We start from the raw sequence: 17258 nt of genomic DNA, 5'->3' as shown, positions 1-17258 counted from the left end.
CCTCGCCGGTCACCAGCCCGTGGACGCCTACGAGATCCCCGACCGGCTCCGCACCCAGGTCCAGCTCCGTGACCCCCACTGCGTCTTCCCCCACTGCGCCCAACCCGCCCAACGCTGCGACCTCGACCACATCCACCCCCACCACACCGGCGGCCCCACCTGCCCGTGCAACCTCGCCCCCCTCTGTCGAGGCCACCACCGCATGAAGACCGCCCACCAAGCCACCTACCAGGTCCTCCACCCCGGCACCTACCACTGGACCCTCCCCACCACCAGCTACCTCGTCGACCCCACCGGCACCCACCCCCTCACCCTCAGACCGACACCAGCGCCGAACACCGACCCACCCCACCACTGACCACCCCGCCCCACACCCCGCCACCCAGCAGCAATGGCGGGGCTACAGGCATGTCCGGTGCCGCTGTGCGCGTCAGTTCTGCATGGACGAGGTCGGCGGGTGGGGCTGCGGACCGTGGGTACCGCCCATCCATGACTGAGAGCAAGGACGACAACCAGGACGGCCCCGTGGGGATCTCCGACGACCAGCTCCCCGAGGACCTCGTGCCGAGCGAGGACAACCCGTTGGCGGAGGGCCTGCCCGCGGACGAGATCGACGGCGACCTCCTCAAGGACGGCAAGCACGCCGAGGGCGACGAGGACAACCAGGGCGGGGAGACCGACGCGGGCGAGAAGTCCGACGCGGGCGATAAGTCCGACGCGGGCGATAAGTCCGACGCGGGCGACGAGTCCGACTAGCGGCGGTACCAGGCCGTCACGTCGGGCCGGAGGAGCAGCCAGAGCGTCACGGTGATCGCGCCCAGCAGCACGAAGAGGGCGGGGCTGAGCAGCGCTGCGGCGAGCACGACCAGACCGGTGCCGGCGGTGCAGATCACCAGCGCGACCCGCGCCCAGGTGGCGCCACGGAAGGCCAGCACGGCGAGCACGGCCGCGGCCAGCGACCAGACGACGACCACGGCGGTCATCACGAAGGTCGCGGTCGCGAGCTCACCCTGGGTCATGCCCTGCATGTCGAACCCGGGCTGCTGCTTCTCAATCTCGTCGAACAGCTCGTCGCGAGCCACGGCCATGACGAACGAGAGCACCAGCATTCCGCCCGACACGACGGCGGCCGATGCCCACGTGATGATGCAGGCCGCGACCAGCGCGCCCGGTCGCTTCGCCCGCGGCTGGGCGGCGGCCCTGACGGCCGGCGCGGCAGGCGGCCAGCCGGTCGGGCCGGGGTCGACGTCGGGCAGCGGGGCGCCGAACGGCCGCTGGTAGGGAGCGGGCCCGTCCGCCGACGGCTCGGGCGCTGTCGGCTCGGGCGCTGCCGGCTCGGGCGGCGGGGCTTGCGGCAGCAGGTGCTGCGGGGGCGGCGGAGCGAAGGGGTCGGGTCGCGTCCCGGAGGACGCGGATCCCGAGCCCCGGCCCGGCGTCGTCGCGCGCGGCACCCACACCCGGCCGGCGAACCAGTCCCTCGAGGGCTGCAGCCAGAGCATCACGATGCCCGCGGCGACCATCGGCGCGAAGAAGCCGGCCGTGGCGAAGCCGCCGACGACGACCAGCGGTGAGATCAGGGTCAGCGCGAGCCGCGCGCTCGTCGAGCGCTGCAACGCCTGGAAGCCGAGGATGGCCGAGGCCGTGGCAGCGGCCGCCGCGATCATGCACAGCACGCGGATGGTCGTCTGAAGCGTGTCCACGTCGAGCCCCGAGCCCGCGAACGGCTGCTCGTCGAGCACCTTCCGCAGCTGGTCCTGGAACTCGAGCGTGTGCAGCGTCGAGATGCGCTGCCACGCGGTCGCCACCAGGATCACCGACCCGCCGATGATCAGCCAGCCGGCGAACGTCGCCTGTCCGGGGCGCGGCGCCTGCTTCTCGCTCATGTGCTCCATTCCACCAGACAGGCCGCAACCGGCCTCAGGCGAGGCGCAGCTCCAGCCCGTCGTCCGCGCGGTCGATCGTGACCTTGCTGCCGTCGGCGACGGTGCCCGCCAGGATCGCCTTCGCCAGGCGGTCGCCGATCGCGGTCTGGATGAGCCGGCGCAGCGGGCGGGCGCCGTACGCCGGGTCGTAGCCGGTCTCCGCGAGCCAGGTCTTGGCGGCGTCGGTCACCTCGATCGAGATCCGGCGTACGGCGAGGCGCTGCTCGAGCAGGCCGAGCTGGATGTCGACGATGTGGCCCAGGTCGTCGCGCGACAGCGCGTCGAAGGTGACCACCTCGTCGAGCCGGTTGAGGAACTCCGGCTTGAAGCTCTGCCGCACCAGCGCCAGCACCGACTCCCGCTTCTTCTCCGGGTCCAGGATCGGGTCGACGAGGAAGTGCGATCCGAGGTTGGAGGTGAGGATCAGGATCGTGTTGCGGAAGTCGACGGTACGGCCCTGGCCGTCGGTCAGCCGGCCGTCGTCGAGCACCTGCAGCAAGATGTCGAAGACCTCGGGATGGGCCTTCTCCACCTCGTCGAGGAGCACGACGGAGTAGGGCCGGCGCCGCACCGCCTCGGTGAGCTGGCCGCCCTCCTCGTAGCCGACGTAGCCGGGAGGCGCACCGACGAGGCGTGCGACGGCGTGCTTCTCGGCGTACTCGCTCATGTCGATCCGCACGATCGCGCGCTCGTCGTCGAAGAGGAAGTCGGCCAGCGACTTCGCCAGCTCGGTCTTCCCGACGCCGGTCGGGCCGAGGAACAGGAAGGAGCCGGTGGGCCGGTCGGGGTCGGCGATGCCGGCCCGCGCGCGGCGTACGGCGTCACTGACTGCGCGTACGGCGTCGGCCTGGCCGATCAGCCGCGCGCCGATGACCTGCTCCATCTCCAGCAGCTTCGCGGTCTCGCCCTGGAGCATCCGCCCGGTGGGGATGCCGGTCCAGGCCTCGACCACCTCGGCGACCTGCTCGGCGCCGACCTCCTCGCCCACCAGGGGCTCGAGGTCGCTCTTCTCGACGTCCTCGACCGCCTTGATCTGCTCCTCCAGGGCGGGGATCTGGCCGTAGAGGATCTCGCTGGCCCGCCCGAGGTCGCCCTCCCGCTGCAGCCGCTCCGCCTCGATGCGGAGCTGGTCCAGCCGGCGGCGCAGCTCGCCCTCGCCCTCGAGCGAGGTCTTCTCCTGCTCCCAGCGGACCTCGAGGCCGCGCAGCGACTCCTCCTTGTCGGCGAGGTCCTGGCGCAGCACCTCGAGCCGCTCACGGGAGGCGTCGTCGCTCTCCTTCTCGAGCGCGAACTCCTCCATCTTGAGGCGGTCGACCTGGCGGCGCAGCTGGTCGATCTCCTCCGGCGACGACTCGATCTCCATCCGCAGCCGCGACGCGGCCTCGTCGATCAGGTCGATCGCCTTGTCGGGCAGCTGGCGGCCGGTGATGTAGCGGTCGGACAGGCTCGCGGCCGCGACGAGGGCGGCGTCGGTGATCCGCACGCCGTGGTGCGCCTCGTACTTCTCCTGGATCCCGCGCAGGATCTGGATCGTGTCCTCGACCGACGGCTCGCCGACGAAGACCTGCTGGAAGCGCCGCTCCAGGGCGGGGTCCTTCTCGATCCGCTCGCGGTACTCGTCGAGCGTGGTCGCACCGATCATGTGCAGCTCGCCGCGCGCGAGCATCGGCTTGAGCATGTTGCCGGCGTCCATCGCGGAGTCGCCGCCGGCGCCCGCGCCGACGACGGTGTGCAGCTCGTCGATGAAGGTGATGACCTGCCCGCTGGCGTCCTTGATCTCCTCGAGGACGGCCTTGAGCCGCTCCTCGAACTCGCCGCGGTACTTCGCCCCCGCGACCATCGCCGCGAGGTCGAGGCTGAGCACCCGGCGCCCCTTGAGGGAGTCGGGCACGTCGCCGGCGACCACCCGCTGGGCGAGGCCCTCGACGACGGCGGTCTTTCCGACGCCGGGCTCACCGATGAGCACCGGGTTGTTCTTCGTGCGGCGCGACAGCACCTGCACCACGCGCCGGATCTCCATGTCGCGGCCGATCACGGGGTCGAGGCGACCCTCCTCCGCGGCGGCGGTGAGGTCGACGGAGTACTTCTCCAGGGCGTCGTACGTCGACTCCGCCTCCTGCGAGGTGACCCGCCTGTTGCCGCGCACGGCTGTGAGCACGTCGCGCAGGCCGGCCTCGGTGAGCCCGGCGTCGGTGAGCACCTGGCGCGCGCTGCTCTCGACGGTCGCCAGCGCGATGAGCAGGTGCTCGGTGGCGACGTAGTCGTCCTTCATCGAGGTGGCGAGGTCGAGCGCCTGCGCGAGGACGCGGGTGAGGGCGGCCGATCCGGCCGGCTGCTGCACGGTCGCGCCGCTCGCCTTCGGCAGCCCGTCGCGCGCCGTCGACGCGGTGCGCACGAGCTCGGCCGGGTCGGCGCCGGCCTTCGCGATCATCGCGGCCGCCGTCCCGCCCTCCTGCAGCAGGAGGGAGACCAGGAGGTGGATCGGCTCGATGGTGGTGTTGCCCGCCGTGGTCGCGGCGAGCTGGGCAGCCTCGATCGCCTCGCGGCTGCGGGTGGTGAACTTGTCGGCCCCGAACTGGCTCATCTGCGGTGTCTCCTGGACGTCGTTGTGCTGATCCTGTCAGTACCAACGACGCCAAAGTTGAGTCTGTTCCACTCAACTCTGACTTTTCCGGGCGAGCGCTACTCCGCGTCGATCTCCGGTGGGACGTTGTGCTCGGGGAGGTCCTCGCTCTTCGCGGTCACCTCGTCGACGAGCGCCTGCTTGACGAACTCCTCGCCGAAGGGCGTGAGGTGGACGCTGCGGCGCACCACCTTGGCGAACTTCACCGAGTGCATGGCCGCGAGCACGTCGGGCTGTGCCTCGAGCACCTGGTACTCCATGTGGTCGCGCAGCGCCTCCCGCGAGAACCAGATGAGGCCCAGCCGGAACAGGTTGTTGAGGTACGACGGCACTTGGTCGAGGTAGCGGAGACCGGCCCGCGGCCCCACCATGTTGAGACCCGGCGCGACCAGCTGGCTGCTGACCATGCCGACCGGGCCACCGGTGCGGATGTCGACGCTCGGCTGCGGCCCGTCCTTCAGGAGCATGACGAGGATCCGGGCCTCGTCGGGCGCCATCTCGTCGAGGATCCGGTCGAAGGCCGGGTGCCGGTCGTCGGTCGCCCACACGTCGCGGGACTTCTCGAGCAGCTCCTGGCCCCGCTCGCGCAGCGACGTCGACCGGACCGAGGTGACCTCACCGCCCACCACGCGCCCGTCGTCGGCGTGGGAGGGGCGCGCTGCGGTCGCGGCACCTCCGAGCGCCTCGCCCGCCTTGAGCAGGGCGGTCCCGACCGGCATGCCGTCGGCGACCTGACGCGCGATCTCCCCGACCGTGCCGACGACCGAGCCGACCTCGCGGATCAGCGCGACCGCCTCGTCGCGGTTGGTGGCGGCCCGGCCGACCCGGCGCCAGTTGCGTGCCGTCGTGCGCAGGCCCCACCCGGCGGTGTTGAACGCGGCGGTCGAGGCGACCCGTGCCAGCCCCGGGAGCGACTCGACGACCACCCCGTTGCCGGGGAGCGTCGGGAGCTTCGGGAGGCCGTCCCTGTCGACGGTGTCGGTCATCGCGACCCTTTCGGTGATCACGGCGGGAAACCGGGGATCCAGCCCCAGTTGAAGATGCCCAAGTGTATGAATCCGCCCGCCGCCCCCATGAGGGCGCCGTGGGCGTAGAGCATCCACTCGTCCTCCTTGATGGCCGCGCGCATCATCTCGACGAAGTCCTTCGGCGGCAGCTCCTTGGTGCGGCGGGCGATCAGGGACTTGATCTTCTCCGACTGGCGCTTGCTGAACTCCGGGTCGCGGAAGGGGGTGATCGTGCGGCCGACCGCCTCCCTGGCGAAGGACTCGCGGATGTTGTCGAACTTGTCCGCCCCGACGAAGATCCGCGCCGCGCCGCGCAACGGACCGGCCGCCTGGTCGATCGCGGGCTTCATCGCGGTGGCGATCATCTGGCGGGTGCGGTCGCCCCGCGGCCCGTCCATCAAGAAGTCGCCGATGCGCTCGAGCGTGATCACGTCGTCGGCGATGATGCCGGCGTAGACCTCGGCGCACTCGGCCTGGCGCCGCAGGAAGAGCCCCTGCACCTTGATGCCGAGGATCCGCCGTGCCTCCGGCGGGTCGAAGATCAGCCACATGCCGAGCAGGTTGGTGGTCCAGCCGACGAAGATCCCGAGGATCGGCAGCAGCCACCAGATGTGCCAGGTCTGGTCGACGATCGCCACCGGGACGCCGAGCAGGAAGCCGAAGATGAAGCCGAAGGCGACCATCAGGTTGAGCTCACGCTGACCCACGTCGCGGAAGACCCGGACGACGAGCTCGGGGTTCTTCCGGAAGTGGTCGATGACCATGATCTTCGGGTCGAGCAGCTGGTTGATGTGCACACCGATCTCGTCGGTGATCGTCGTGACGACGTTGGGCAGCTGCGCCTGCACCCGGGCGACGACACCGGCCTTCAGCGGCGCGGGCAGGTCGCGCCACATGCGCGGGTGCTCGCGCATCATGATCTCCTCGACCATCGACGGCAGGTCGGACTCGAAGACCTTGACGATGTGGGCGGCGATCTCCTCGGGCTCGAGCTGGGCGTAGAACTCCGCCGGGGTGCCGAGCTTGGCGATCACCTTGTCGACCGCGATGCTGCCCATCTTCGCCGCACGTGCCGGCACGATGCCCTGCCAGCCGACCCGGCCGTAGGGGATGCCCGGCACCTCCTGCAGCTTGCGCGGGATGATCGTCGAGACCTCGCGGAGGCCCGGCACCTTGAAGCCGTAGAACCGGACGGGGCTGAACAGCATCCACAGGCCCGACCAGTTGATCAGCCAGCCGATGATGCCGGTAAAGAACGGGATCGATATGAACGCGAACCAGTCGACGCCATGACCACCGGTGAGGTCACCGCTGGCCCAGTCCTGGAAGAACTGCGAGATTGCGTCCACCCGTGCACCCCTCATCGACCGAGCCGCCCCATGCTGCCCGGACCTTCACCGAGTGCCCCGAGGGTAGTGCCTGCCGGTCGGGCGGCGACAGCAATCCGCGCTACGGACTGTCGCAGATACCTGCGGCGAGGGCCGCCCTACTGCTGGCGACGCCAGACGACGATCGACTGCCCGGCCGACGGCGGGCGTACGGCGGGCAGCCGGTCGCTCGCGGGCCGCGAGGCGAGCGCTTGGCGCAGCGCCTCGCGGGTCGCCTCGAGCTCGGCGAGCAGGTCGTCGCGCTGGGCGCGGAGGCTGGAGACCGCGGTCTCGAGCTCGAGGATCCGGCGGACGCCCTCGATGCCGATGCCGGAGCCGGTGAGGTCGGCGATCGCGCGGAGCAGCTCGATGTCGCGGAAGGAGTAGCGCCGGCCACCGCCCGAGGTGCGGCCCGGCGTGATGAGGCCCATCCGCTCGTAGGTGCGCAGGGTCTGCGGGTGCAGGCCGCTGAGCTCGGCCGCGACGCTGATCACGAAGACGGCGGCCTCCGGAGCGGGAGGCTCACCCCCGAAGGGCGGACGCGGCACGGTCAGGCCTCCGTCCGCTCGAAGAGACCGGCGCGCAGTGGAGCGTCGGCGGTGGCGGCGGCGTACGTCTCCAGCGCCGCGCGCGCCTCGTCGCTCAGGTGCGCGGGCACCTGGACCTCGACCGTGGCGAGCAGGTCGCCGTGGCCGCCGCCCTTCTTGGGCGCGCCCTTGCCCCGCACCCGGAAGGTGCGGCCGTTGGGCGTGCCGGCGGGGATCTTGAGGGTGACCGGCGCACCACCGAGCGTGGGCAGCTTGACCTGGGCGCCGAGGGCCGCCTCGGTGAAGGAGACGGGCACGTCGATCGTCAGGTCGTCCCCCTTGCGGCCGAACACGCGGTCGGGGGTGACCCGCACCGTGACGTAGAGGTCGCCCGCCGGGCCGCCCCGCTCCCCCGGTGCGCCCTTGCCGCGCAGCCGGATCCGCTGGCCGTCCTTCACGCCCGCGGGCACCTTGGCCTGGATCGTGCGCGCCGAGCGACCGCGACCGCTGCCGTGGCAGGTGGGGCAGGCCTCGTCGTAGACGAGCTGGCGACCGCCGCACCCCGGGCAGGTCTCGTTCATCGAGAACGCGCCGCCCACGGAGGCGACCACGAACCCGGTGCCCTCGCACGTCGGGCAACGGTGCGGACTGGTGCCCGGCTTGCCGCCCGTGCCGGAGCACGTGGGGCACGCCGCGTCCGAGGCCACCCGCAGGGAGACAGTGATCCCCTCGAGCGCGTCGGAGAACCCGATCGTCGTCGAGGTCTCGAGGTCGGCGCCGCGCGCCGCGCGGGGCTGGGCCCGTCGCTGCCCGGCGCCGAAGCCGAGGAAGTCGCCGAACAGGTCGCCGAACCCTCCACCCCCGCGCTCGCGCATCAGGTCGTCGAGGTTGACGGTCTGGGAGAAGCCGCCGCCCGCCGGGAAGCCGCCGCCCGAGGCGAACAGCTCCCGGGCCTGGTCGTACTTCTTGCGCTTGTCCGCGTCGCCGACGACGTCGTAGGCCTCCGCGACCTGCTTGAACTTCTCGTGCTTCGCGGCGTCGTCGGGATGGGAGTCGGGGTGGTTGGCACGCGCGAGCCTGCGGTAGGCCTTCTTGATCTCGTCGGCCGACGCGGTCTTGCTCACGCCGAGGACGGCATAGAAGTCCTTGGTCGCCCAGTCCGACCGGATGCCGCCGTTGTCCCTGTCACTCATCGCACACCTCCTTCACCTCTCCCGGTCCCACCTACTCGACAGGGTCCACCACGAGCACCTGCGCGGCCCGCACCACGCGCTCGCCGATCTTGTAACCGGCCTTGGCCACCACCTTGCAGGTCGTCACCTCGACCTCGGGGTCGGTGCCGATGTGCGAGAGCGCCTCGTGGATCGTCGGGTCGAACGGGTCGCCCACCTCACCGAACTTCACCAGGCCGAGCCCGGTGACGATCCGCTCGAGCTGCTCGGCGACGGCCTTGAACCCGCCCTCGAGCGGCTCGTGCTCACGCGCCCGGTCGATGTTGTCGAGCACGTCGATGATCGGCGCGAGGGCGGCGTACGTCGCGTTCTCGCGGATCAGCTCCCGGTCGCGCTCGACCCGGCGCTTGTAGTTGACGTACTCGGCCTGCAGCCGCTGCAGGTCGAGCGTCCGCTCCGCCAGCGCCATCGTCGTCACGGCGAGCTCGTCAGCCTCGACCTCGGTCTCGTCGGCCGTCTCCGCGGCCTCGTCGCCGGAGCCCCCCGCCGGCTCCCCCACCGGGGAGGCCCCGGCCTCGGCCGGGACCTCCTCCGGGGGGCCGTCGGACGCGAAGTCCTCCGGGGTGACGTCTTCGGTCACTTGGCCTCGTCCTCGCCCGACGAGGACGCCTCGTCGTCGACGATCTCGGCCTCGACGACGTCGTCGTCGGCCTCACCGGTCGCACCGGTGCTGCCACCGGCCGCGGCCGCGTCGGCCTCGGCGGCGGCGTACATCGCGGCGCCCATCTTCTGGCTGCTCTCGCCGAGCTTGTTGATCGCGGCGTTGAGCTCGTCGACGGAGGACTCGGCGTTCTCGAGGACCTTCTTCAGCTCCTCCACGTCGGCCGTCACCTCGGTGGTGACGTCGTCCGGGATCTTGTCGCCGTTGTCGGCGAGGAACTTCTCGGTCGTGTAGACGAGCTGGTCGCCCTGGTTGCGGACCTCGACGGCGGCGCGACGCTGGGCGTCCTCCTCGGCGTACTGCTCCGCGTCGCGGATCATCCGGTCGATGTCCTCCTTCGACAGCGCGCTGCCGCCGGAGATCGTCATCGACTGCTCGCGGCCCGACGCCTGGTCCTTCGCCGACACGTGCACGATGCCGTTGGCGTCGATGTCGAAGGTGACCTCGATCTTCGGCACGCCCCGCGGGGCCGGGGGCAGCCCGGTCAGCTCGAAGTTGCCGAGGGGCTGGTTCTGCGCCCACATCTGGCGCTCGCCCTGCGCGACCTTGATCTCCACCGACGGCTGGTTGTCGTCGGCGGTCGTGAAGATCTCGCTCCGCTTGGTCGGGATCGTCGTGTTGCGCTCGATGAGGGTGGTCATCACGCCGCCCTTGGTCTCGATGCCGAGGCTCAGCGGGGTGACGTCGAGCAGCAGCACGTCCTTGACCTCACCGGCGAGCACGCCGGCCTGGAGCGCGGCGCCGACGGCGACGACCTCGTCGGGGTTGACGCCCTTGTTGGGCTCCTTGCCGCCGAGCAGCTCCTTGACGACCTCGGTCACGGCGGGCATCCGGGTGGAGCCGCCGACGAGGACGACGTGGTCGATCGCCGAGACCGGCACGCCCGCGTCCTTCAGCACCGACTGGAAGGGCTTCTTGGTGCGGTCGAGCAGGTCGGCGGTCAGCTTCTGGAACTCCGAGCGGGTCAGCCGCTCCTCGAAGTGCAGCGGACCGTTCTCGCCGTGGGTGATGTAAGGCAGGTGGACCGTGGTCTCGCTCGAGGACGACAGCTCGATCTTCGCCTTCTCAGCGGCCTCCTGGAGGCGCTGGGCGGCGATCTTGTCGGCCGAGAGGTCGACGCCGTTGTTGTCCTTGAACTTCTTGACCATCCACTCCACGACGCGGTTGTCCCAGTCGTCGCCGCCGAGGTGGTTGTCGCCGCTGGTGGCCTTCACCTCGACGACGCCCTCGCCGATCTCGAGCAGGGACACGTCGAACGTGCCGCCGCCGAGGTCGAAGACGAGGATCGTCTGGTCGTCGCCCTTGTCGAGCCCGTAGGCCAGGGCGGCCGCGGTCGGCTCGTTGACGATGCGCTGCACCTTCAGGCCCGCGATCTCGCCGGCCTCCTTGGTGGCCTGGCGCTGCGCGTCGGAGAAGTACGCCGGCACGGTGATCACCGCGTCGGTGACGGTCTCGCCGAGGTAGGCCTCGGCGTCGCGCTTCAGCTTCTGCAGGATGAAGGCGGAGATCTGCTGCGGGGTGAAGGTCTTCCCGTCGATGTCGTCGGTGGTCCACGACTCGCCCATGTGGCGCTTCACCGAGCGGATGGTGCGGTCGACGTTGGTGACCGCCTGCCGCTTGGCGACCTCACCGACGAGCACCTCGCCGTTCTTGGCGAAGGCGACGACCGACGGCGTGGTCCGTGCACCCTCCGCGTTGGCGATGACGGTGGGTTCGCCACCCTCGAGGACCGCGACGACGCTGTTCGTCGTACCCAGGTCGATGCCGACAGCACGTGCCATGTTGTTGCTCCTCCGTAGTGCGTGGTTCCCGTGGACCCTCTGGAACTGGCGTCCAGCAAGTTAGTTGAGTCGGATGGACTCAAGTTTCACATACGGCTCAACCCGCGCACCAGGAGGGTTGTTCCCGATGGCCGGAAGAAGCCTGGAAGAGGGTCAGCCGACGGTGACGGTGACGGGGTTGGAGGCGTCGCCGGTGCGGTTGTCGATCACGCGGAACTTGTTGACGCCGACCAGGGCGGACTGCACGTAGGTCGTGAACGTCTCGTTGCTGACCGGGATCGTGGCGTCGAAGTCGGCCCACGCGCCGTTCTCGAAGCGCTGCACCTGCAGGATCGCGCCCTCGCCGCCCGGGTAGACCCCGCTGAGGTCGATCCGGTCGAAGTTGCCGACGGCCGTCTGGCCGGCCTGCAGGGTGATCGCCTTCTCGCGCTCGGTCGCCTCCGTCGAGCTTTCCGTGGCGCCGGGCCCCGCGTCCTCGCTCTCCAGCGAGGTCTCCTCCGTGTCGAGGGTGACCTGCGGACCGCTGCCGCCGGTGTGCGACGGCCGGGGGATGATCGCGGACTCGTGGCGCGACGCACCGGCCGAGCTGCTCGAGTCGTCGCCGATCCCGAGCACCTGGGTCGCGACGAGCGCGACCCCGGCCAGGACCAGGCCGACGGCCACGGACACGGCGAGCAGCGCAACCAGCCCGGACACCACCGGGTTGTCGGACTTCTCCTGCTCGTCGCTCACGCCGCCATTGTCACGGACCGGTCCAACGACGGGAAATCGGGTTCAGAACCCGCGCGTCCACACGACCTGCTCGTGCAGCCGGCGCGAGCGCCAGCCCGCATCGGTGCGCACGAACGTGTGGTGGTAGATGCCGCCGACCTCGACGAGGCGCTCCGTGCCGTCGCCCGACCTGCCGTCCGCGATCAGCATCGGGTTGTGGAAGTACGCCGTCACCCGCGCCTCGTCGCGGGTGTTGGCGAAGACGATCGAGACCTGCCCCAGCGTGTGCATGCGCTTCTGGGAGAAGGCGGGCAGGTTCGCGGCCAGCCAGGGCTTCACCTCGGCGTAGGCGGCCGCGACACCCCCGCTCTCGGTGTAGTCGATCTGCGCGTCCGAGGTGAACACGGTGTCGAGCCGGTCGAACTCCCCGGTGTCGATGGCGATCGTGTAGCGGTTGAGCGCCTCGTTGATCTCGGTGCGGTCGCTGAGCTCGGCGACGTCCATGGGTCTCCTTCGGGTTGCCGGACGAAAGGTAAAAGAAATGGTGGTTGCCGCCCCTGCGGCGCCGGATGTCCCTTGAATGGGGCTCCGCGTTCCCCGGATCCCTGGAGCCTGTCATGGTCGTCCGTGTCCCCACGTGCGCACCGGCGCTCGCCGCGTCGGTCCTCGCTGCCGCAGCGCTGGTGCCGATCGCCCCGGCGGCGGGCGCGGACCTCGCGTGCAACGGTCTCACGGCGACGATCGTCGGCGCGGGCACCATCGAAGGGACCCCCGGCGACGACGTCATCGTCGGCTCCGCCGGTCGCGACACCATCGCTGCCGGCGACGGCGACGACGTGGTCTGCGACGGAGCGGGCGCAGACGTCGTCGACCTCGGGGACGGCGACGACGTCGTCGTCACCATCGCGGTGCGGGATCCGCACGACGTCGTCGACGGCGGCCGCGGGTTCGACACCATCAGGTACCAGCGGACCAGGGCCGTGAAGGCGACCCTGGGCAACACCGCGACCGACGACGGCGAGGCCTTCGAGGCGGACGAGCTGCTCGGCCTCGAGGGGGTCGTCGGCGGGAGCGGCAACGACACGATCACCGGCTCGGCCGCGGACGACGTGCTGGACGGCGGCGCCGGGAACGACACGATCGACGGCCTCCGCGGCTCCGACACCCTGCTCGGCGGCGCGGGCGCTGACACCTTCCGGCAGAGCACCTTCGACCCGGCGGGCTCCGACGACCTCGACGGCGGCACCGGCACGGACGAGGTGAGCTATGCGGCTCGGAAGGACTTCCTGGAGATCTTCCTCGACGGCAGCGCTCCGAGCGGGGACCCCGACGAGGACGGGGCCTACCTCCACGACATCGAGAACGCCCGCGGCGGTCCGGGCGGCAACATCATCCACGGCACGGACGGCCCCAACAGGCTGATCGGCGGCGTCAGCTTCGACGCCATCTTCGACGGGATGGGCGCCGACACCGTCACCACCGGCCCCTATTGCGACTACATCGCCCAGCCTGCGGGGGTCGACCCCGGCGACGTGATCGACGCCGGCCAGGGGACCTGCGACCGGGTGAGCTATCAGGCCCGTTCGGTCGACCTGACCCTCCGCCTCGGTACGACGGCGGCCGTCAACGGCGCGGCCGGCGAGGGCGACGTGCTCAGGGGCTTCGAGGAGGCCGTGAGCGGGAGCGGCGACGACGTCCTGGTCGGCAGCGACGGCATCGACCAGCTGATCGCCGGCCCAGGGTCGGACGTCGTCGACGGCCGCGGCGGCTCGGACGCCCTGCTCCTCTTCGACGGCGTCGGCGGCAACGACACCGCAAACTGCGGCTTCGGCTACTACGACTTCGTCTGGCTCGACCCCGGCGACACGGAAACCGCCTGCGAGACCGTCTAGCGGCATTCCTAGGACCCCGCTCAGCGCGGGTCGAGGACCACGACCGGGATCTCCCGGTCGGTCCACGCCTGGTAGCTCTCGAAGTCGGCGTAGAGGTCGACCAGCCGCGGCCACAGCGCGGTCCGCTCCTCGGGCGTCGCCACCCGAGCCCGGACGGCGCGCGACCGCTCGCCGCGCAGCTCAACGGTCGTCTCGGGGCTCGCCACCAGGTTGTGGAACCACTGCGGGTTCTTCGGCAGCCCGCCCTGCGACGCGACGACCACAAGGCGCGGCCCGTCGGCGAGGTAGAGCAGCGGGGTCGTGAACCGGGTGCCGCTCTTGCGACCGACGTGGTTGAGGAGCAGCGTCGGCACCGGCTTCTTCCAGCCCGCGCCGATCCGCCACTTGCTGCCGATCCGCCCGTTGGTGAGTCGGAAGACCGGCACGTGCGCCCGGGCGCCGTACTTGATGATCTTGCCGACGATCGGCTTGTCGAGTCCCTCGGGCTTCGCTTTCACTGCCACGGCCCCACTGTGGCAGATCTCTAGAACACGTTCTAGTCGGGCCGCGGAACGGGCGATCAGGTCGGGCGATCGGGACGCTCGGTGTATGACCCCGCGCGCCGGGCGTCGTTGAGACAGCAACATCGGCCTCGCCTCTCGGGTCCGCGGTGGGGCCAGCACGACCGGAGCGCTCCGCTCCACCCATGGGGACCGCATGTCACGCCCAGCACCTCACCTGACCTTGGGCGTCGCCGCCCTCACGGCCCTTGGCAGCCTGGTCGCCGCAGGGCCGCAGGCGGGGGCCGCCGGCGAGACCTGCAACGGGCAGGCGGCCACCATCGTCGGGGCCGGGTCGATCAGCGGCACGCCGGGCCGCGACATCATCGTCGGCTCACCGGGTGCCGACGACATCGACGCCGGCGGGGGGAACGACCTCGTCTGCGGCGGGGCCGGAGCGGACACGGTCCGCGACGGACCCGGCAAGGACATCGTCTACCTGGGGGACGGCGACGACGAGTACGTCGCCGACCCGACCAAGGACATCGGTGACGCCGTCCATGGCGACGCCGGCTCCGACACCGCGAGCTACGCGCTGCGCCAAGCGAGGGTCAAGCTGACGCTGACCGGCACGTCGACCTCCGACGACGGCGCGGCCGGCGAGGCCGACAAGCTGCTCGACACCGAGAACGCGGTCGGCGGGCACGGCAACGACACGCTGGCCGGCACCGACGGCCCCAACGTCCTGGACGGCGGCGACGGGAACGACACCATCACCGACCTGGGCGGCGCCGACGTCGTGCGCGGTCGCGCAGGCGACGACAAGGTGGCGCAGCCGAAGACCGTCGACCCCGGGGACGACCTCGAGGGTGGCGGTGGGACCGACGAGATCAGCTACGCCGCACGGACGGCCGACCTGGGGGAGGTCGTCCTCCACCTGGCCGGCGGTGTCGCCGACAACGGATCGACCCTGTCCGGCGGCGAGCACGACCTCGTCCAGGGGTTCGAGAACGCTCGGGGCGGCCAGGGCAGCAACGACATCGACGGCACCGACGGACCCAACGTCATCGTCATGGGCGCCCAGGGCGGCCAGGTGCACGCGCTCGACGGCGACGACACCATCACCGGCGGCGGCGGACCCGAGGTGGTCGACGACGGCCTCGGCGCGGACGTGGTGAAGCTCGGCGCCGGCTGCGACATCGCGCAGCAGCCGGTCTTCAGTGCCCATGACGTGGTCGAAGGCGGAGCGGGAGCCTGCGACAGCATTGTCTACGACCAGCGCACGATCGGCGTCAGGATCAACCTCAACCCGGGGACTCCCGGAGCCGTCAACGGCGAGAGCGGCGAGGCCGACACCCTCCACGGCTTCGAGCGGGCCTACGGGGGCAGGGGCGCCGACTACATCACGGGCACCGACGGCGCGAACATCCTGGACGCCGGGCCGGACCCGGTGTCCGACGACGGCGTCGACTACCTGGTCGGCCTCGGCGGACCGGACGTGCTCCTCGCCCACGACGGCGTGGAGTTCAACGACGGCATCAACGGCGGTCTCGGCAACGACTACGGCGAGGTCGACGCCGGCGACGGCGTGTGGACGGTCGAGCGCGTCCGGCGCTACCCCTGAGGAGGACCAGATGTCACGTCACGCACCTCTCCTGACCCTGGGGGTCGTCGCTCTGACGGCCTCGCCGGCCTGGTGGTCGCGAGTCCCGAGGCCGGTGCCGCCGGCGAGACCTGCAACGGGCAGGCGGCCACCATCGTCGGCGCCGGGTCGATCAGCGGCACGGCGAGCCGCGACGTCATCGTCGGTTCCCCCGGCGACGACGACATCAACGCCGGCGGGGGGAACGACCTCATCTGCGCAGGCGACGGGGACGACGTGGTGGCCGACGGCGCCGGCAAGGACATCGTCTACCTCGGCGCCGGGGACGACGTGCTCCTCGCCGCTCTCGCCAAGGACAGCGGTGACGCCGTCTACGGCGACGCGGGCTCCGACACCGCGAGCTACGAGCTGCGCACGGTGCCGGTCAAGGTGAATCTCGCCACCACGTCGACGGCCGACGACGGTGCGGTCGGCGAGCTCGACAAGCTGGTCGACATCGAGAACGCCGTCGGCGGCCACGGCAACGACACCCTCGTCGGCACCGTCGACGGCAACGTCCTGCAGGGCAGGGGCGGCAACGACACCATCACCGACCTGAGTGGCGCCGACGTCGTGCTCGGCGGGGACGGTGACGACACGGTGGCGCAACCGAAGACCGTCGACCCCGGGGACTACCTCGAGGGCGGTGCCGGCACCGACGAGATCAGCTACGCGGCGCGGACCGCCGACTCCGGAGAGATCGAGCTCCGTCTGGCAGGCACGTCCGCCGACAACGGCTCGACCTCCTCCGGCGGCGAGCACGACAGCGTCCACGGGTTCGAGAACGCGCGAGGCGGGCAGGGCATCAACGACATCGACGGCACCGACGGACCCAACGTCATCGTCATGGGCGCCCAGGGCGGCCAGGTGCACGCCCTCGACGGCGACGACACCATCACCGGCGGCGCCGGCCCCGACGTGGTCGACGACGGCCTCGGCGCGGACCTGGTGAAGCTCGGCGGTGGCTGCGACGTCGCGCAGCAGCCGGTCTTCAGCAGCAACGACGTGCTCGACGGCGGAGGAGGGGCCTGCGACAGCATCGACTACTCCCTGCGCACGCAGGGCGTCGGGATCAACATCGACCCGCAGACGGCCGGCGCGTTCGACGGCGAGCGGGGCGAGGCGGACCTGCTCAAGGGCTTCGAGAGGGCCTACGGCGGCAGGGGCGACGACGTCATCAGGGGCAACGACAGCGCGAACATCCTGGACGCCGGCCCCGACCCGGTCTCCGACGACGGGGTCGACAACCTCATCGGCCTCGGCGGCCCGGACATCCTCCTTGCTCACGACGGCGTGAAGGGCAACGACCTGATCGACGGCGGCATCGGCAACGACTACGGCGAGATCGACGACAACGACGCGAGGAACTCGGTCGAGCGCCTCCAGATCTACTGATCGACCTGGCACAAATCTA

At 71.0% G+C, this 17258-nt stretch carries 16 protein-coding genes; 5 read left to right on the top strand and 11 right to left on the bottom strand.

The features are described 5' to 3' along the window. Positions 1–358: HNH endonuclease signature motif containing protein (locus ACAX67_RS21610; protein ID WP_370705978.1), on the top strand; the 358-nt coding region annotated here is incomplete at its 5' end. Between the two features lie 131 nt (positions 359–489). Then, on the top strand, positions 490–756 hold the full coding sequence (locus tag ACAX67_RS21605) for a hypothetical protein (protein WP_370705977.1): 267 nt from the start codon (positions 490–492) through the stop codon (positions 754–756). On the opposite strand, the gene ACAX67_RS21600 is transcribed toward ACAX67_RS21605, so the two are convergent. The 10 genes from ACAX67_RS21600 to ACAX67_RS21555 all read right to left on the bottom strand — a co-directional run bounded on the left by ACAX67_RS21600 (position 753) and on the right by ACAX67_RS21555 (position 12335). Next, complete coding sequence (locus ACAX67_RS21600) at positions 753–1883, bottom strand: hypothetical protein (RefSeq protein ID WP_370705976.1); 1131 nt, start codon at positions 1881–1883, stop codon at positions 753–755. The genes ACAX67_RS21605 and ACAX67_RS21600 overlap by 4 nt on opposite strands. A 34-nt stretch (positions 1884–1917) precedes the next feature. Continuing rightward, complete coding sequence (gene clpB / locus ACAX67_RS21595) at positions 1918–4506, bottom strand: ATP-dependent chaperone ClpB (RefSeq protein WP_370705975.1); 2589 nt, start codon at positions 4504–4506, stop codon at positions 1918–1920. Between the two features lie 98 nt (positions 4507–4604). Then, a complete protein-coding gene (locus ACAX67_RS21590; protein ID WP_370705974.1) occupies positions 4605–5531 on the bottom strand; it encodes an Abi-alpha family protein in 927 nt (308 codons plus the stop codon). Positions 5532–5548: 17 nt separating this feature from the next. Then, positions 5549–6901 carry a DUF445 domain-containing protein gene (locus tag ACAX67_RS21585; protein WP_370705973.1) on the bottom strand — a complete coding sequence of 451 codons (1353 nt, stop codon included), beginning with the start codon at positions 6899–6901 and terminating at the stop codon, positions 5549–5551. A 137-nt stretch (positions 6902–7038) separates the two neighbouring features. Continuing rightward, a complete protein-coding gene (locus ACAX67_RS21580; protein WP_370705972.1) occupies positions 7039–7467 on the bottom strand; it encodes a heat shock protein transcriptional repressor HspR in 429 nt (142 codons plus the stop codon). Between the two features lie 2 nt (positions 7468–7469). Next, positions 7470–8639, bottom strand: coding sequence for a molecular chaperone DnaJ (gene dnaJ, locus ACAX67_RS21575; protein WP_370705971.1), 1170 nt, complete (start codon positions 8637–8639; stop codon positions 7470–7472). A gap of 31 nt (positions 8640–8670) precedes the next feature. Then, positions 8671–9258 carry a nucleotide exchange factor GrpE gene (locus ACAX67_RS21570; RefSeq protein ID WP_370705970.1) on the bottom strand — a complete coding sequence of 196 codons (588 nt, stop codon included), beginning with the start codon at positions 9256–9258 and terminating at the stop codon, positions 8671–8673. Next, positions 9255–11120 carry a molecular chaperone DnaK gene (dnaK, locus tag ACAX67_RS21565; RefSeq protein WP_370705969.1) on the bottom strand — a complete coding sequence of 622 codons (1866 nt, stop codon included), beginning with the start codon at positions 11118–11120 and terminating at the stop codon, positions 9255–9257. The genes ACAX67_RS21570 and dnaK overlap by 4 nt, the downstream gene beginning before the upstream one ends. Before the next feature lie 153 nt (positions 11121–11273). Next, entirely contained in the window at positions 11274–11852 is a 579-nt protein-coding gene (locus tag ACAX67_RS21560; RefSeq protein ID WP_370705968.1) for a hypothetical protein, read from the bottom strand. A 42-nt stretch (positions 11853–11894) separates the two neighbouring features. Next, entirely contained in the window at positions 11895–12335 is a 441-nt protein-coding gene (locus ACAX67_RS21555; protein WP_370705967.1) for a nuclear transport factor 2 family protein, read from the bottom strand. A gap of 113 nt (positions 12336–12448) precedes the next feature. Between ACAX67_RS21555 and ACAX67_RS21550 the strand changes: the two genes are divergently transcribed. Beyond that, on the top strand, positions 12449–13723 hold the full coding sequence (locus ACAX67_RS21550) for a calcium-binding protein (RefSeq protein ID WP_370705966.1): 1275 nt from the start codon (positions 12449–12451) through the stop codon (positions 13721–13723). A gap of 20 nt (positions 13724–13743) precedes the next feature. Here the strand turns inward: ACAX67_RS21550 and ACAX67_RS21545 are convergent, their stop codons facing one another. Next, positions 13744–14226 carry a nitroreductase/quinone reductase family protein gene (locus tag ACAX67_RS21545; protein WP_370705965.1) on the bottom strand — a complete coding sequence of 161 codons (483 nt, stop codon included), beginning with the start codon at positions 14224–14226 and terminating at the stop codon, positions 13744–13746. Between the two features lie 193 nt (positions 14227–14419). Between ACAX67_RS21545 and ACAX67_RS21540 the strand changes: the two genes are divergently transcribed. Next, entirely contained in the window at positions 14420–15826 is a 1407-nt protein-coding gene (locus ACAX67_RS21540; protein ID WP_370705964.1) for a calcium-binding protein, read from the top strand. A 72-nt stretch (positions 15827–15898) separates the two neighbouring features. Further along, a complete protein-coding gene (locus ACAX67_RS21535) occupies positions 15899–17239 on the top strand; it encodes a calcium-binding protein (RefSeq protein WP_370705963.1) in 1341 nt (446 codons plus the stop codon). Positions 17240–17258: the final 19 nt, after the last annotated feature.

The organism is Nocardioides candidus, from assembly GCF_041321175.1.
In the GTDB taxonomy this organism is placed as follows: Bacteria; Actinomycetota; Actinomycetes; order Propionibacteriales; family Nocardioidaceae; genus Nocardioides.
Note: the sequence above shows the minus strand (reverse complement) of the source record. Positions and strands in the feature narration are given on the sequence as shown.